This is a genomic window from Myxococcus hansupus (assembly GCF_000280925.3).
Lineage (GTDB): Bacteria > Myxococcota > Myxococcia > Myxococcales > Myxococcaceae > Myxococcus > Myxococcus hansupus.
Window position 1 is genome coordinate 7,886,457 of the sequence record NZ_CP012109.1, and the last position, 15,498, is coordinate 7,901,954.

Consider the following 15,498-nt stretch of genomic DNA (forward strand, 5'->3'; position numbering starts at 1 on the left):
GAGCCCCTTGAAACCCGGCGCCCGACCATGCAGACGGAGGGCATGGTCGGACCGGGATTCAGCAGAGGGCTGCTGCTGCTCGCATGGCTTTACGCGGCGAGCGCGGCGGCACAAATCGTCAACGTCCAGGCGCTGTTCGACGAGAACACGGGCCCCGGCCGCTCGGCCGCGGTGGACCTGGGCATGGACTGGCGCACGGGCAGCATCCAGCTCTTCAGCCTGCGCGGCGCCTTGCTGGGCCAGTGGCGGACGGAGAACCACACCTGGCTGGGCGTCGTCCGAGGCGAATACGCCTTCGCCGCCGAGGAGCGCATCGTCTCCAAGGTGATGGAACACCTGCGCTACCGCTACCGGCTCACGGAGCGGCTCTCCGGCGAGGCCTTCGTCCAACACGAATTCGACGAGTTCCGCCGCATCCAGTTCCGGGCCCTGCTGGGCGCCGGTCCCCGGCTGAAGGTGCTGACCGACAAGAAGGCGACGCTCGTGGTGGGGCTCGCGCTGATGCTGGAGCACGAGCGCATCCGCCGCGACAGCGAGCCGGACGCGGGCCAGTTCCGCACCGACCCGCGGCTTTCCAGCTACATCCTGGGCCGGCTGGAGTTCATGGAGAACGTCGCCCTGGTGGAGACTCTCTATGTGCAGCCCCGCGTGACGAACCCCACGGACATCCGGCTGCTCAACGACACGATTTTCGAGGTGAAGCCCAACGCGCGGCTGTCCGTGGGCATCGGCTTCAACCTCACCTTCGATAACGACCCGCCGCTGGCCGTCCCCAAGCTCGACACCCAGCTCCGCACCACCGTGGGCATCCGCCTGTAGCGAGCAGCCAGGCGCGCTTCACCTCCAGGGAGTGTCGCCCCGCCGACGCCAGCCGACCCTCGCTTGCTTCCCCGCCCCCGTCAGGTGGAGCGTGTGGGTGTTGGCAACTGTCTTGCTACTGCGTCCCGCAGGTCAGCAATCGGGTGGCGAGGTGGGTGATGACGGAGCAGCAGGTGGAGCAGACGGATGTGGTGGCCAAGGCAGTGACCCTCTTCCCGAAGGACACGGTGGTGAGGGCACTGTCACTGATGCAGCGCTATGGCCTGGGCCGGCTTCCGGTGGTGGACGAAACGCACGGTGAGCTTCTTGGCGACGTGACGGCCGATGACCTCACGCGCGTGTGGGAACACGCCCCGCTGGCCTGTATGTCGGAAATTCTTTCACTGAAATCCCTGCAGGGCGAAGGCCTGGACGAAACCCTCCAGTGGGGACCGCGCATCACGCTGGTCTCCCCCCTGGTCGAGGTGTACCAGACCAGCAAACGCTGGGTGCAGTAACCAGTCGCTCAGGCCTTCGCGCGGACGAAGTCGACGAAGGCCTTGAGCACGGGGGGCAGGTGCCTGCGGCTCGGGTAGTAGAGGAAGAACCCTGGGTAGACCGGGCACCAGCCCTCCAACACACGAACGAGCCGCTTCTGGCGGACCAGGGACTCCACCTGGGACTCGAAGACATAGGCCAGCCCCATTCCGGCGAGCGCCGCTTCGAGAATCTCCACCTGGTCGCTCAGCGCCAACCGGCCGCGCGTCTCCACTTCCAGCTCCTTGCCGTTGCGCTCCAGCTCCCACGCGTAGCAACCGCCGTGGGTGAAGCGGAGCTGGATGCAGTCGTGCGCGGCCAGGTCCTTCGGCGTCTTCGGCGGCGGATGCCTCGCGAAGTACGCGGGCGTCGCGACGATGGCCGAGCGCAGCGGCGGCCCCAGGGGAATGGCCACCATGTCCGCGGCCACGCGCTCGCGAAAGCGCACCCCGGCGTCGAAGCCCTCCTTCACGATGTCCACGAACGAGGCGCCGTCCACGACGTCCACATCGATGCCTGGATGTTTTTCCAGGAAGGGCTCCAGCACCGGTAACAATGCCAGCCGCGTCGCAACCCGGGCGGCGGTGATGCGCAGCTTGCCCACGGGGGCATCCCGGAACGTGTTCAGGTCATCGAGCGCGTCATCGATGTCCCGGAACGCCGGCCGCAGCCGCTGGGCGAGCCGCTCGCCCGCCGCCGTGAGCCCCACGCTCCGGGTCGTCCGGTGGACCAGCCGCAGGCCCAGCTTCTCCTCCAGCCCTCGCAGGCTGTGGCTCAGCGCGGAGGGCGTCACGCCCAGGGCGCTGGCGGCGCGGCGGAAGTTCAAGCACCGGGCAATCTCCAGGAACACCGTCAGCTCACGGACGTCGGCCTGCATGGGCGCTCACTTTACTGGTGAGTGGGGCTCAACAGTCTTGTGCATTCCATGCGCATTCTCTCATGAGCGTCCAGGGCGTAGTTCTTCTCGTGTCACCCGCTGAAGAGGAACACACCCCATGAAGACCTGGCTCATCACTGGTGCATCCCGTGGTTTCGGCGTTCTCATCGCGCAGGCGGCGCTCGACGCGGGTGACCGTGTCATCGCCACGGCGCGCAATCCCCGGAGCATCCCCCTGGCGGACCACCCGAGGCTGACGTTGGCGAAGCTGGACGTCACCGACGAGGCGGAGGCCCGCGGCATCGTGGCCAGCGCCGGCCGCATCGACGTGCTCGTGAACAACGCGGGCATCGGACTGCTCGGCGGCGTCGAGGAGGCGAGCGCCGACGAAGTCGAGAAGGTGTACCGCACGAACGTCTTCGGGCTGCTCGCCGTCACGCGCGCGGTGCTTCCCGTCATGCGTCAGCAACGCTCCGGGCACATCATCAACCTGTCGTCCATCGGCGGCTACCAGTCCGGCGCGGGCTGGGGCGTGTACTGCTCCACGAAGTTCGCCGTGGAGGGACTGAGCGAGGCGCTGCACCAGGAGCTGGCGCCGCTGGGCATCCACGTCACCGTCGTGGAGCCCGGCTACTTCCGCACGGACTTCCTGGACGCGGCGTCGCTCACCCGCGCCGCGAACAGCATCCCCGACTACGCGGACACCGTCGGCGTCACGCGGGCACGCGCCACCGAGCTCAATCACCAGCAGCCCGGCGACCCGTCGAAGCTCGCGACCGCCCTGCTCGAGCTGGCGAAGATGGAGCGCCCGCCGCTGCGCCTGGCCCTGGGCAGCGACACGGTGAAGAGCATCGAGGACAAGAACGCCTTCGTCGCCCGTGAGCTGGCCGCCCACCGCGCGATGTCCCTGTCCACGGACTTTGTCTCCTGAGTCCGCCGACCAGCTCGGCACGGAGGCACGGAGGCACAGCCACCGAGCCGCGATGATTCGCCGAGCACACCAGCAAGGCAGCGGCAGCGTCCCATCAGACACTGCCGCACCTCTGCCTGACGGAGCCGGTGTCCCTCTCCCCTACCCAGCGAGGCTCAGCCGAGCGCGGGGGTCAGCGCCTTCATCCAGATGACCACGGCGGCGGCACCCGCGTCCGGCACACCGACGGCCCGCGCGCCCAGGTAGCTGGCACGGCCCAGGCGCGGCTGCATCTGGGACGTCGCCTCCGCGCCCGCCTCGGCCGCTTGGACCGCGGCCCCCCAGGCCTCGCGCGGTGACTTCCCTTCCCGCACCGCCTTCGCGAAGGCATCCGCGGCGGGCCGCAGCGCGTCCAGCATGGTGCGATCTCCCGGCCGTGCCCCACCCAGCTCCGACACGGCGCTGACGGCCACGTCGAACGCCTCCGCCCACGCAGAGGCATCCACGGGGCCCTCCGCCAACCGGCGCGCGGCACGCAGCAGCGCCGTCGCGTAGAAGGGCCCCGAGCTGCCACCAATGCTGCGCCGCAAGGCATTGCCCAGCGCCGTCAGCGCACGAGAAGGGTTTGTCCACGAGGCGTCCGGCAGGGCGCGAATCGCCTCGGCGCCACGCACCAAGCTGAGGCCCAGGTCACCATCCCCCGCCGCGCTGTCGAGCGCCGTCAGCCGAGACTCCGACACCTCGAACGCCTCGGCCACCCGCAGCGCCGCCTGTCGGACGCGGTCCATCCCTGGCAGCGGTGTCTCCACCGCGGATGCCTCTGCCGATTCAGGCGACTCGGGCCGTTTCTGCACACGAGGCGCTTGCGGCAACCTCCCTGCCCCAGGCCACGCCGGTGCCTCCGCCGCCGCGTCCAGCCGAGCCAGCCGCGCGTCATCCACCTTCAGCAACGACAACGAACACCCGGGCATCTCCAGCGCGGAGAGGAACGTCCCGCTCCAGGCGCGCTCCACGCGGATGCCCCCCTGGCGGAGCACGGTCAGCGCATGCCGCGCGACGATGGCCAGCTCCATGGGCGGCGTGCCCCCCAGGCCATTGACGAGCAACACCACGCGGTCTCCAGCGCTGATGCGCCGGTCCTCGACGATGGTGGTGAGCAACGTATCCACCAGACTGTCCGCGGACCGCATCGGCACGCGCCGCACGCCCTGCTCACCGTGGATGCCCAGGCCCAGCTCGATTTCGTCCTCGCCCAGCGTGAAGCCGGGCTTGCCCGCCGCGGGCACGGTGCAAGGCCCCAGGGCCACGCCCATGGTGCCCAGCGCCTCCGCCGCCTCGCGGGCCTCGCGGGCCACATCCTGAAGGGATGCCCCCGCCGCGGCCGCCGCGCCCGCGACCTTGTGCACCAACACCGTGCCCGCGATGCCCCGGCGCCGCGCGGGCTCCACCGTGTCGTGCAGGGACACATCGTCCGCCACCACCACGGTCTCCACCGGGATGCCCTCGGCCCGCGCCAGTTCGGCGGCGAGCCCGAAGTTCAGCCGGTCCCCCGTGTAGTTCTTCACGACGAGCAACGCCCCCGCGGGCCCCGCGACGGCGCGGAGGGCGGCCAACACGGCGTCGGCGCTGGGAGAGGTGAAGACATCGCCAGCCACCGCCGCGTCCAACATGCCCGCGCCCACGTAGCCCGCGTGCGCGGGCTCATGGCCACTGCCACCGCCGGAGAGGACCGCCACCTTGCGCGCGGCGGCGTCCACCGGCGTGTCGGCGCGGAGCACCACCGACTCACCGTCCAGCAGCGCCTGCCCGGGCGCGAGCGCGACGAGCCCTTCGAGCATCTCCCGCACCACCGCTCGCGGGGCGTTGACCAGCTTCTTCATGGGGGTTCCTCGTTCAGACGCCGTCGAAGAAGTCGACCGCTCCGGTCTCCAGCGAGTACTCGGCGCCGACGATGCGCATGCCTTCGTTCTGGCAAAGCTGCTCCAGCAGGCGGCTGCCGTGCCGGAGGTGGTCGCAGGAGTTGCGGATGTTGGCGCGCACGGCTTCCTTCATCAGGAACTCGGCGTCCGCCTTGGGCCCGGCGGCGCTCACCACCGTCGTCACCGGCTCACGGCAGCGCTCCACGATGTCGCGGATGTTGTCGGAGGGCGCGCCCTTGCCGTCACGCACGAAGTCCAGCGTGGCCTGCACGGCGCCGCAGTGCGAGTGCCCCATCACCACCGCCAGGCGCGTGCCGAACTTCGCCGCCGCGAACTCCACGCTGCCCACCAGCGACGGCGCCACGACGTTGCCCGCCACGCGGATGACGAACAGGTCCCCCAGCCCCTGGTCGAAGATGTACTCGGCGGGCGCCCGTGAGTCCGAGCACGCGAGGATGATGGCGAACGGACTCTGCCCCGCCACCAGCGCCTGCCGGGCGGACCGGCCGAGCGGGTTCTCCACGCTGCGCACGTTGAGGACGAAGCGTTGGTTGCCCTCTCGGAGTTGCGCGAGGGCGTCCTGGGCGGTCATCGGGGGCGTTGTCGTCATGTCGCGAGTCCTCGATTGGTGTGGAGCAAGAGAGAGGGAAAAGGTGGCAACCCGACGGACTGCTATACACCAGCCAGCCAGCCGAGGGGTGCCCCGGCAGCTCGCGCCGGGAGGAAGTCGCGGGCGTCAAACGCCCAGTTCGTCACGAATGCGCCTCACGATGTCCCCTGGCGGCGGCGTGACGTCGACGCTCACCGCGCGGGACGGAATCTCCATGGTCGCCATCTGACTCTTCAGAAGGGACGCCGGCATGAAGTGCCCCTGGCGCTGTGAAATCCGCCGGGCGAGCACCTCGTGCGGTGCGTGCAGGAAGATCCACTTCACGTGCGCCGGGTCCAGCTCCTCCAGCAGCGTGCGGTAGGCCTGCTTGAGGCCGGAGAACGCCATCACCACGTCCTCGTCCTGCGACAGCGACCGGGCCACCTCGTCGCGCAGCTTGCGCAGCCAGGGTGCCCGGTCCTCGTCCGTCAGCGGCGCGCCCGCGGCCATCTTCATCACGTTGGAGCGAGGGTGCAGGTCGTCCGCGTCCACGAAGCGCCAGCCCAGCTCGGCCGCCAGGGTGCGGCCCACCGTCGTCTTCCCCGCTCCGGACACCCCCATGACGATGACGACCATTGCGGCGCTTCCTCCTGGTTCAGGGGTCTCCTCCTCATCGTGGGGCGCCCGAGGCCCCCGCGCCACCCCTCCGTCGGCGGAATGACCACCGCATCACGCCCTGGGAACGTCGGACCTCGGGGGTATGCTGCACCTCATTCGCCGCGGGGATGCGGCACGGAGGGTCGGTCATGGCGGACATCGCGGATGGGGAACAACTCTCGGTCCAGGGCTCGGGCTCCAAGCCCTACATCCTCAAGAACACCGGCGGCGTGTACTCGTGCTCATGTCCCGCCTGGCGCAACCAGTCGGTGGGCATCGAGCGGCGCACCTGCAAGCACCTGCGCCGCGTGCGCGGTGACGCGGCGGAGAACGCGCGCATCGGCGCGGACGCGGCCGGTGGCGCCACGCCGCCCCCTCGCGCGGCGAAGAGCGCCTCGGCCAGCGACGACACGAAGGCCCCGCCCCTCCTGCTGGCCCAGTCGTGGGAGAACGACGTGGACCTCACGGACTGGTGGATGAGCGAGAAGCTCGACGGCGTGCGCGCGTACTGGGACGGCAAGCAGTTCTGGTCCCGGTTGGGCAACCCGTTCCTCGCGCCGGAGTGGTTCACCGCGGGGCTGCCGGACTTCCCGCTCGACGGGGAGTTGTTCGGTGGACGCAAGCGCTTCCAGCGCACGGTGAGCGTCGTCCGCCGGCAGGACCGGAGTGACGACTGGAAGGAGCTGTCCTTCGTCGCGTTCGACGCGCCCGGCGTCGAGGGCACCTTCGAAGCGCGGCTGGAGCGCTGCCGCCAGTGGATGGAGGACACCCGTCCCGCGTACGCGAAGTGGCACGAGCACGCGCGCTGCGGCGGCACGGCGCACCTGCGCGAGGAGCTGGCGCGGGTGGAGGCCCTGGGTGGAGAGGGCCTCATGCTGCGCCAGCCGGGCTCACGTTACGAGGCGGGCCGCTCGCACACCCTGCTCAAGGTGAAGAGCTTCAAGGACGACGAGGCGCGCGTGGTGGGCCACGTGGCCGGCGCGGGCCGCCACAAGGGACGGCTGGGCGCGCTGGAGGTGGAATTGCGCAATGGCAAGCGCTTCAGCGTGGGCACGGGCCTGTCGGACGCGGAGCGCGCGGCGCCGCCCCCCGTGGGTGCCATCATCACCTTCCGCTACCAGGAGCTGTCGAACGACGGCATCCCGCGCTTCCCGTCGTACGTGGGTGTGCGCGTCGACGCCGCGCCTTTCACCGCGAGCTGAGGCCAGCCGTCCCACGGCAGGAGTCGCGGGTCCGCTGGTCGACGGAGCGGCGGCGCATTGCCACCTGACAGACGGTGCATGGCGGGGGTGATGCGCGCGGAAGGCGCGCCCTGGTGTCTGCTTCCAGGAACCATGCACTGCGAGCTCTGTCTGACCGAGCATCCCTGCGATGTAGCGTGTGGCGGCGAGCCCTGGACGCAGGTGTACCTGTCCACCGGCGACCTGGAAGCGCCTCCCGTGGACCTCACGGGCCAGACGCTGGGGCATTACCGGCTGGTCCGCCGGTTGGGCACTGGCGGGATGGGCACCGTCTACCTGGGCGAGCAGACGCGCATTGGCGCGCGGGTGGCGGTGAAGGTGCTGCACCCCCACCTGGGACGGGATGAAAGCCTGCGCGCGCGCTTCTACGCGGAAGCACGCACCGTCAACGTGGTGGGCCATCCGAACATCGTCCACATCTTCGACATCAACGAGGCCCCGGGCGGCATCCACTACTTCGTCATGGAGTACCTGGAGGGCGTGCCCATGTCGCACCTGCCCCGGCCCATGGCGCCCGCGCCGCTGGTGACGCTGCTGGCGCAGGCGTGTGACGCGCTGGAGGCGGCGCACCGGTGCGGCGTGGTGCACCGGGACTTGAAGCCGGACAACCTCTTCGTGGTGCGGCACGCGGGGGAGCCGCCGTCGCTGCGCGTGCTGGACTTCGGCGTGGCGAAGGCGCGCCGGCCCCATCCCGGGGACGACGAGACGGCGGCGGGCATCATCCTGGGTACGCCCGCGTACATGGCCCCGGAGCAGTCCGCGGGGCAGCCGGTGGACGGGCGCGCGGACATCTACGCGCTGTCGGTGACAGCCTATTACCTGGCGACGGGGCAACTGCCTTTCGAGCGAGGGCAGATGGTTGAGCTGGCCCTGGGCACGGGGCCCGTGGGCGCGCCGCCGCCGCACCTGCTGGTGCCGGGGGTGCCGCCCGCGCTCTCCGAGGTGCTGCTGCGCGCGCTGGCCCGCCGCTGCGAGGACCGCTACGCCACCGCGTTGGAGTTCAAGGAGGCCCTGCTGTTGGCCGTCGCCCAGCCGCTCGCGGCCACGCCGCCGGCGGATACGCCTCCGCCGATGAGCCACACACCGATTCCGTCCCTGGCATGGCTGGACACGGAGAGTCCCGTGACTGAATCCAACATCCTCACGCCGCCCCTGACGTGGGTGGCCCGGGTGCGTCGCCGCTCGGGCGCGGGCGACGTGGAGGTGCTGTGCACGGAGCTGAGCCGCGGCGGCCTGTTCATGTGCTGCGCGGACCCCTTCCCGCGCCTGTTCAACCGGCTGGAGTTCACGCTGCTGCTGGCCGGCGAGCTGGTGGAGTGCGCGGGCGAGGTGGTGCGCCACGTGGACGCCGCGCAGGCGCAGACGTGGGGCATGTTGTCCACGGGCGTGGGGGTGCAGTTCATCAACCCCTCCGCGCGCCTGTGCGACCTCATCCGCCGCGTGCAGCCGCACCGGCTGACCACGCCCGCCTCCACGCTGATGCGCGCGGAAGTGGTGCTCTGACCCGCCTTTCGCCATTTTGAGCGAGGGGCCGCGATTCAAGCGGCCTTCGCCGCATCAACCCGCGATTTCGATTCGGCGGATGCTGCCCCCGCCTTCGGATTCGACACACAGGTCGGCCGTGCCGAAGCCCGGAACACGCTACGCCACTCCCCCCTCATTCCACGCGGGGAGAGCCACTCATTTTCCAGGGTAGCCGTTCGCGTCCAGCGCCTCGTAGTACTGGTCAATCCAGGCCCGAGTGGGCCCCTGTGGATCTTCCTCCAAGCAAAACTGATTCAGCACCTTCCGCGTCATGGCCAGCGCGGAAAGGGACATGTCCGTGGAGATTACTACCGAGGGATATGCCGTCGTACCCGTGGAGTCGCGGACCTCATCCAGCCACAGGTCGAGGGGCAGAAAGTACTCTCCATGCATCTGCGGAGCCCCAGGGGGAAAGAGCGGCTTGTCGCCAGCGTTGAGGCGTAGGTGGATGCGCACAGCCCGGTTGCGACTGGCATTGGCCACGACGAGGATGGGCACACCATCTCGCTCGGCGGGGAACAGCGACTCCCAGTCCTTCACATGCTCGGGCTTCTCAAGACAGTCCCTAAAGAACTCGGCCCAAAACATCTCCAGCAGGAGGAACTCCAGGTCGTTTTCTCTGAAAGCCAGGAAGGGGAAGAACGGATGCTCTCGCAGTTGCTCAAGGTTCATGGCGCCTCAAGTAACGCCGTTATTGGAAGCTCCGCAGGAGTCGATATCGTGCAGAATGTCTCTTTGAGTTCCACTGACTCCGAAGGACTTTTGCCCTAAGCCCCGATCATCCATGTTGTCCACCTACACGAACGCAGCGTAGGTCTTTTCAGCGACGACGTGCGGCAACCGCGTTCAGTGGGAATCAGGGCGACGCAACCAACGTGCTGCTTATCTCAGGATAGCCATGACGAACTGAAGGAGAGAGAGTTCAAGGTGGGTGCGAACGGCAAAGGACCGTTCGAAATCGCCCAGAATTTGCGTCCAGACATCATCAGCTAACAGTGCCAAAGTGGAGTGTGGCAACAAGGCTACAGGATGAGATGAATGACGGTCGCTGAAGAGGAGGACGTGGTGATGGAACTGGCTTTCGTCGTCAAGTTCAAGGACGGCATTGATCTCTTGCTTCTTGCCGAGCTTGGCCTGGACAAGGGCAGCAACGTAACGTTCGACAAGGATGGGAAACAAGCGACGTTTTCTTTGGCGAAATTCGACGCCAAGTCCGAACGAGAACTCGACCTCGACTCTTCTGAGCTGTCCGACGAGCAGCGTGCTGCCTATGTGGCGTACTGGGCGCAGCGAGATCTCTCCTCTGTCCAATCAAAGGAAGTAAAACAACTCCTAGCGCACGCGGAGCGGCATCCATTCCGACATGGGATAGAGAGGCAAGGGGGAGGCTCCCTTCAGAAGGGGACCTATTCATTGGGGTCACTCACACGCATGCTCCATACTTGGCTGGAGCGTGACATCAGCGAGGACGTTGTTGGGGAAATTGGCAGCTACGGTGGTGCAGTCTGGCTACGTTCGTCCGTGCCCGACAAGGATACTGGAGAGCCAATTCCATTCGAGGTTCATGCGGACTCACGCGCCATCGGGGTGGCCCTCTTCCTCGCGTTCGTAAGTCATTGCAATGGCACAAACCATATCCGTGCGCGACGGAGCAGCGGCCAGATCATGCTCATGTCTACCGATGGAGAGCGGGAGTTTAACAGCGGTCGCTACTTCTATTTTTCGCAATCCCCCTGACGCAACCAGTCCTTCATCGCCACTAACTGACGACCGAGCGGCCTACGGTGCTCACCGTTGCCTACGCCGCTCACCCTGTGCGCGTCCCTCGCGGTGCTTCCATGCCGCAGGCCCCGCCTACCTCCGTTTGGATAAACGACCCCGCGCGGCTTTCTGCCTCACAGGAAGCTGCGCAGTAATCTCTCGAACTCACTGTCAAACTCGCGTTAACAGGTTCGGCCCGACAAGCCACGTCAGCGCACGGTGAACGCCCGCGAGGCGCCTGAGTAGGGCCGCACGTTCCCATCCCAGCCCGACTTCCAGTTGCCCTCGTGGACCAGCCGGTACGTGCCGGGCACCGTGTCCGCGGGGATGTCCCACGTCACGGTGACGTGGGAGCACGCCAGCGTGGGCACGCAGTTCTCGCGCCGCCACTGGTAGCGCGTGGACCAGTCCGAGTCCGTCGCCACGTCCGTCCAGCCACCTCCAGCATCACGCCGCTGCACGCGCAGCAGCGTGCCCTCCGTACGCAGGTCGTTCTTCGGATGGCCGCCCCAGAAGGTGACACTGACGGTACCGCCGCGCGTGTACGCGGCCTTCGCGTCGGTGACGACCTCTCCGAAGTCCACCCAGAGGAGCTTGTCGTCGAACACCACGCCGGGCTGGAGGCTGAGCTGCTCGCCGCGCAAGTCCCTCGGCGTGGGCCCAGGCGGCACGCCCGCGCCGTCCCGTAGGGACGTGGCCAGCGTGTCGAACGACTGCTGGAGCGCCGCCAGCGTCCAGGGCCCGAAGTGCGTGGACGCACCTTCGTAATCCTGGCGCGCATACTCCTCCCGCGTGGACACGTAGCCCGAGTACGCATTCGACAGCCCCGCGATGACGACATCCGTCACGCCCGTGGGCGCCAGCGCCGTCTCCACCGTCTGGCGCAGGCGGCGGCCGGCCATGGTGGTCAACTCGAAGGGCACCGCCACCAACGCCAGGTTGCCAATGGTGACGAGCTGCATCGGCAGCACCTCGGGCGTCCACGGATAGGGCCGCATGCTGCCCGTCTCCAACGCGATGGGCTTCTCGCCCTGGCACGGCGTGGTGGTGAGCGAGCAACTGAACTGCCCCCAGGCATTGCTCGTCCCGGAGCAGGTGACGCCCTCCTGCCCCACGCCAGGACCGTCCTCCGCCCCCGCGAGCATGGACACGCCGATGGCGGCCGGACAGGTGCTGCGCGGCGTGCCGTCCGCGAACGAAGGCGCCACATCCACCGCGTCCATCTTCACGTAGCTGTGCCGGTAGTCCACCCCTCCCTTGAGGGGCGTGGCCGCCTCCGCCCACAGCTTCGCGGCGAAGTCGTACTGCTTCCGGGCCGAAATCGACGTGTCCTCGAAGTCGTTGGCGCCGCCGCCGTTCGTCCCGCCCAGGATGTTGGGCGTCACATCCCCCTCGTTGGCGTTGGCGAAGGCGGCCACGAAGCCGTCCCCGTGGGACTGCTCGGACAGGTACGAGGCCAGGCCCTTGTTGTCGCCGCTGATGAGCGTGTTGTCGTTGCCCATGGACGTGGCGTGCACGGCGAACCAGTCGATGAAGCCCAGGTCCGTCCCGTCCTCGCGGGTGAGGCGCAGCAGCGTCATGCGCGTGTCCACGTCACGCGCGTACCGGGCGCGCTCCTCGGCCGGGTTGAGCAGGTAGGCTTCGGGCGAGCGGTTGCGGCTCGCGCCCAGCAACTCCCCAGAGGACACGCGCAGCGTCCCCTCGGAGAGCCGCTCATGGGCCCGGACGATGGAGGCGACGATGCCGGAGACGATGGCCTCGAAGTTCTGCGGCGAGAAGCCCAGCGTCGTGAGGTTGTAGAAGGTGTAGTGCGAATAGCCCCCCGGCCCGGAGTGGGTGTGGGTGGCGCTGAGGAGCACGTTGTCGTCGGTGTAGAGGTCGCCGTAACGCGCGCGCAGCCGCTCCACCACCTGCTGCTTCACGGCCTGGAACACCATGCCCAGGTCGGCGCTGACGAAGACCACGCGCTTGCCGTTGCAGGGCGAGGCGATGACGAACGCCCGCGAGAGGAGCCGCTGGTGGATGCCGGAGGTCTGCTGCTCCACCATGCCGTAGCCCATCATCCCCACCTCGGCGGCGGGGCCGGTGATGTCGGCGCTGGCCGCCCCGAGGAGGAAATTCCGCGCGTCCTCACACGCCCCGGACAAGGCGGGGCCCGCCACCTCGGGATGCGGAGAGGTCCGCCAGGCCTGACCGGCACCGTGGGCCGCGGTCGCCGTCGCGAGGACGAGCAAGAGCGCCAGCGAGCGCCGGATGAAGTGGGTGCGCATGGTGGCCTGCCTCCAAGGCGCCAGGGGAGACACACCCCCGGGATGGAAGTGGATAACGCTCCGGGGCCATCGCGCAGTTCCGGAAGCTCGAGCCGTCGAGAGGGCTACAGTCCGCGAAGTTCCCCGAACGGACAGCAGCCCTCGCATCGCACGTCCCGTGCGCCGTGGCCACGGAACGGTGAGGCAGCGCTCACATGCCCGGCCGGTTCGCCGGGGCCTTGGGGGGCGAGGCGTTGAGGGCCACGCGGAAGGTGGTGCCCCCGCCCACGGACGACTCCACGGAGATATGGCCCCCGAGCGCCGTCACGATGGTGTCGCAGATGGACAACCCCAGGCCGGTGCCCAGGCCGGAGGACTTGGTGGTGAAGAAGGGGTCGAAGATGCGGCGCAGGTGTTCAGGGGGGATGCCCTGGCCCGTGTCGCTCACCACCACCAGCACCCGGCCGCCCACCTCCACGCGGGTGGTGAGTCGGATTTCGTTCGTCTCCGACGCGCCCTCTTCAATGGCGTGCGCCGCGTTGATGATGAGGTTGAGGAACACCTGGAACAGCTTGCCCTCGTTGCCCCGCACGAGCGGCACCTCGCCATAGTCCTTCACCAGCCGGGCGCGGGCGCGCACCACGCTGGCGGCCATCTGCGACACGGACTCCAGCACCTGATGGACGTCCACCGGCTCTTCCTTGCCGTCCTCCACGCGTGAGAAGACGCGGAGCTGGCGGACAATCTGCCGCATGCGCTCGGCGCCCTCGCGGGCATCGTCGAGCACCTGCCGCAGCTCCACGATGTCCTCCGGCGACAGCATGCGCGGGCGCCCGCTGCCCACGGCGCTGTGCAAGAAGTCCAGGTTGGACAGCACGTAGGCCAGCGGGTTGTTCAGCTCGTGCGCGATGCCGGCGGCCAAAAGGCCCATGGAGGCCATGCGGTCGGTCAGCATCAACTGCGCCTGGGTGCGCTTGCGCTCGGTGAAGTCGCGCGCCACGGTGATGCGCGCGGGCGAGCCGTCCAGCACCACCGCCAGCGTCACCAGGTCGGCGATGACCACCTCGCCGTCGCTGCGCACCAGCGGCATCTCCACCACGCGCGCCGCGCTCTTGCCCTCCAGGGCCTGGCCCAGGTGGAGCTGCGCGGCGCCCCGGTCCTCGGGGCGGACCAGGTCCAGCATGTGGCGGCCCATCAGCTCGGACGCGTCCCGGAAGCCCAGGTACTGCACCAGCGCCGGGTTGACGGAGAGCAGCACGCCGTCGCCCACGTGCACCAGCACCGGGTCCGGGAAGGCCTCGATGAGCAGGTGGACGCCGGCCTCGGTGCGCCGCAGCGTCGTCTCCGTGCGCACGCGCAGCGCGTTGGCCGTGCGCTGCTCCAACGCAAGCGACAGCGCGCCCGCGGCGCCCGACAACAGGTTCACCTCGATGGGCCCCCAGGGGCTCGGCTCGCGGCAGTTGTCGAAGCCGATGACGCCGAAGAGCTGGTCATGCACGTGCAGGGGCAGCAGCAGCACGGAGCGCACGCCCTGCGCCTCCAGCATGGGCGCCAGCAGGTCGGTGAAGTCGCGGGGCACGCCCTGCACGGGCTCGCCCCGGAGCAACTGCTCGGCCTGGTGGGGTTGCAGCGAGCCGTGGAAGGGCAGGCCGTGCATGTTGGGGTCCTCCAGGTTCGGAGGAACTCCGGGGGCCACCCACTCCGCGCGCTGCGACGCCAGCAGGGTGCCGTCCTCGCCGGTGTGCATCTCGAAGACGTACACGCGGCTGGCGGCGGACACGTGGCCCAGCGGCTCGACGACGGCGCCGTACAGGTCCTCCGGACGCGCGTGGCCCATCATCCGCCGCTGCACCAGCACCATGGCTTCCAGGTAGCGCTCGCGGGTGGTGACAGCCTCCTCGGCGGAGCGCCGCGGCGTCACGTCCAGCAGCGTGCCCATGACCTCGCCGGGCACGGACGCCAGCGCGCGGGCGGACAGCTCCACCCAGCGCAGGCCCTGGCCACCGCCCACGTCCACGCGCACCTCCCGGCGCGGCGCGGGCGCACCGGGCGCGGCCGACAACACCGCCAGGGCGCAGTCCCGGTCCTCGGCGTGGATGGCCTCCAGCAGCGGACGTCCCTGCCAGACGGACACCGGCACACCGGTGAGGCGCTCCCAGGCACCGCCGAGCAGCGTGAGCCGCCCCTGCGCGTCGAGCTGGAACACCACCTCGTGCAACAGCTCCGACAGGTGATGGAAGCGCTCCGACTCCACCGCGCTGCTGGCGAGCGAGGGCTGGGGCTTCATGGGCGTCAGCAAGGAGCATCCCTCGCCGGAGGGGACCACGCCTGAAGCCTTCTCGGGAGCGTCGATGACTGCCGCTTCCCGCTGCTCGTCTGCCACTTGCCGGCCTCCTAGCGCCTCAACGGAGAGGGGCCGGGGCCCTGACAGCACGT

13 protein-coding genes are annotated in these 15,498 nt (G+C 69.0%); 6 read left to right on the forward strand and 7 right to left on the reverse strand.

The features are described from left to right. The first annotated feature begins 42 nt into the window (after positions 1-42). Together A176_RS30965 and A176_RS30970 are read left to right on the forward strand one after the other, a co-directional pair. Positions 43-819: a DUF481 domain-containing protein gene (locus A176_RS30965; protein WP_044890408.1), complete on the forward strand. Its 777-nt coding sequence runs from the start codon at positions 43-45 to the stop codon at positions 817-819. Positions 820-977: 158 nt separating this feature from the next. Further along, positions 978-1,316: a CBS domain-containing protein gene (locus A176_RS30970; RefSeq protein ID WP_002636039.1), complete on the forward strand. Its 339-nt coding sequence runs from the start codon at positions 978-980 to the stop codon at positions 1,314-1,316. 8 nt (positions 1,317-1,324) lie between these two features. Here A176_RS30970 and A176_RS30975 read toward each other — a convergent pair whose 3' ends face one another. Further along, positions 1,325-2,212, reverse strand: a complete 888-nt coding sequence (locus A176_RS30975) for a LysR family transcriptional regulator (RefSeq protein WP_002636040.1) — start codon at positions 2,210-2,212, stop codon at positions 1,325-1,327. A 118-nt stretch (positions 2,213-2,330) separates the two neighbouring features. Here A176_RS30975 and A176_RS30980 point away from each other — a divergent pair, with 118 nt between their 5' ends. Continuing rightward, positions 2,331-3,143, forward strand: coding sequence for an oxidoreductase (locus tag A176_RS30980; protein ID WP_002636041.1), 813 nt, complete (start codon positions 2,331-2,333; stop codon positions 3,141-3,143). A gap of 155 nt (positions 3,144-3,298) precedes the next feature. On the opposite strand, the gene A176_RS30985 is transcribed toward A176_RS30980, so the two are convergent. The 3 genes from A176_RS30985 to A176_RS30995 form a co-directional block, all read right to left on the reverse strand. After that, positions 3,299-5,002 (reverse strand): dihydroxyacetone kinase family protein, encoded by a 1,704-nt coding sequence (locus A176_RS30985; RefSeq protein ID WP_002636042.1) that lies wholly within the window; start codon positions 5,000-5,002, stop codon positions 3,299-3,301. 13 nt (positions 5,003-5,015) lie between these two features. After that, positions 5,016-5,651, reverse strand: a complete 636-nt coding sequence (locus A176_RS30990) for a carbonic anhydrase (RefSeq protein WP_044890358.1) — start codon at positions 5,649-5,651, stop codon at positions 5,016-5,018. Between the two features lie 126 nt (positions 5,652-5,777). Further along, on the reverse strand, positions 5,778-6,266 hold the full coding sequence (locus tag A176_RS30995) for a gluconokinase (RefSeq protein WP_002636044.1): 489 nt from the start codon (positions 6,264-6,266) through the stop codon (positions 5,778-5,780). A gap of 170 nt (positions 6,267-6,436) precedes the next feature. Here A176_RS30995 and A176_RS31000 point away from each other — a divergent pair, with 170 nt between their 5' ends. Further along, positions 6,437-7,489: a DNA ligase gene (locus A176_RS31000; RefSeq protein WP_002636045.1), complete on the forward strand. Its 1,053-nt coding sequence runs from the start codon at positions 6,437-6,439 to the stop codon at positions 7,487-7,489. A gap of 132 nt (positions 7,490-7,621) precedes the next feature. Next, positions 7,622-9,031: a serine/threonine-protein kinase gene (locus tag A176_RS31005; RefSeq protein WP_044890357.1), complete on the forward strand. Its 1,410-nt coding sequence runs from the start codon at positions 7,622-7,624 to the stop codon at positions 9,029-9,031. 177 nt (positions 9,032-9,208) lie between these two features. Here the strand turns inward: A176_RS31005 and A176_RS31010 are convergent, their stop codons facing one another. After that, positions 9,209-9,724: a hypothetical protein gene (locus tag A176_RS31010; protein ID WP_002636047.1), complete on the reverse strand. Its 516-nt coding sequence runs from the start codon at positions 9,722-9,724 to the stop codon at positions 9,209-9,211. Between the two features lie 366 nt (positions 9,725-10,090). Between A176_RS31010 and A176_RS31015 the strand changes: the two genes are divergently transcribed. Continuing rightward, entirely contained in the window at positions 10,091-10,789 is a 699-nt protein-coding gene (locus A176_RS31015; RefSeq protein WP_044890356.1) for a hypothetical protein, read from the forward strand. Between the two features lie 233 nt (positions 10,790-11,022). On the opposite strand, the gene A176_RS31020 is transcribed toward A176_RS31015, so the two are convergent. Beyond that, entirely contained in the window at positions 11,023-13,083 is a 2,061-nt protein-coding gene (locus tag A176_RS31020) for a neutral/alkaline ceramidase (protein WP_002636048.1), read from the reverse strand. A gap of 190 nt (positions 13,084-13,273) precedes the next feature. Next, positions 13,274-15,445: an ATP-binding protein gene (locus A176_RS31025; RefSeq protein ID WP_002636050.1), complete on the reverse strand. Its 2,172-nt coding sequence runs from the start codon at positions 15,443-15,445 to the stop codon at positions 13,274-13,276. Positions 15,446-15,498 lie beyond the last annotated feature (53 nt).

Coding starts and splice junctions, on each gene's coding strand:
- A176_RS30965 (WP_044890408.1), top strand. CDS start 43: ATGGTCGGACCGGGATTCAGCAGAGGGCTGCTGCTGCTCGCATGGCTT.
- A176_RS30970 (WP_002636039.1), top strand. CDS start 978: ATGACGGAGCAGCAGGTGGAGCAGACGGATGTGGTGGCCAAGGCAGTG.
- A176_RS30975 (WP_002636040.1), bottom strand. CDS start 2,212: ATGCAGGCCGACGTCCGTGAGCTGACGGTGTTCCTGGAGATTGCCCGG.
- A176_RS30980 (WP_002636041.1), top strand. CDS start 2,331: ATGAAGACCTGGCTCATCACTGGTGCATCCCGTGGTTTCGGCGTTCTC.
- A176_RS30985 (WP_002636042.1), bottom strand. CDS start 5,002: ATGAAGAAGCTGGTCAACGCCCCGCGAGCGGTGGTGCGGGAGATGCTC.
- A176_RS30990 (WP_044890358.1), bottom strand. CDS start 5,651: ATGACGACAACGCCCCCGATGACCGCCCAGGACGCCCTCGCGCAACTC.
- A176_RS30995 (WP_002636044.1), bottom strand. CDS start 6,266: ATGGTCGTCATCGTCATGGGGGTGTCCGGAGCGGGGAAGACGACGGTG.
- A176_RS31000 (WP_002636045.1), top strand. CDS start 6,437: ATGGCGGACATCGCGGATGGGGAACAACTCTCGGTCCAGGGCTCGGGC.
- A176_RS31005 (WP_044890357.1), top strand. CDS start 7,622: ATGCACTGCGAGCTCTGTCTGACCGAGCATCCCTGCGATGTAGCGTGT.
- A176_RS31010 (WP_002636047.1), bottom strand. CDS start 9,724: ATGAACCTTGAGCAACTGCGAGAGCATCCGTTCTTCCCCTTCCTGGCT.
- A176_RS31015 (WP_044890356.1), top strand. CDS start 10,091: ATGACGGTCGCTGAAGAGGAGGACGTGGTGATGGAACTGGCTTTCGTC.
- A176_RS31020 (WP_002636048.1), bottom strand. CDS start 13,083: ATGCGCACCCACTTCATCCGGCGCTCGCTGGCGCTCTTGCTCGTCCTC.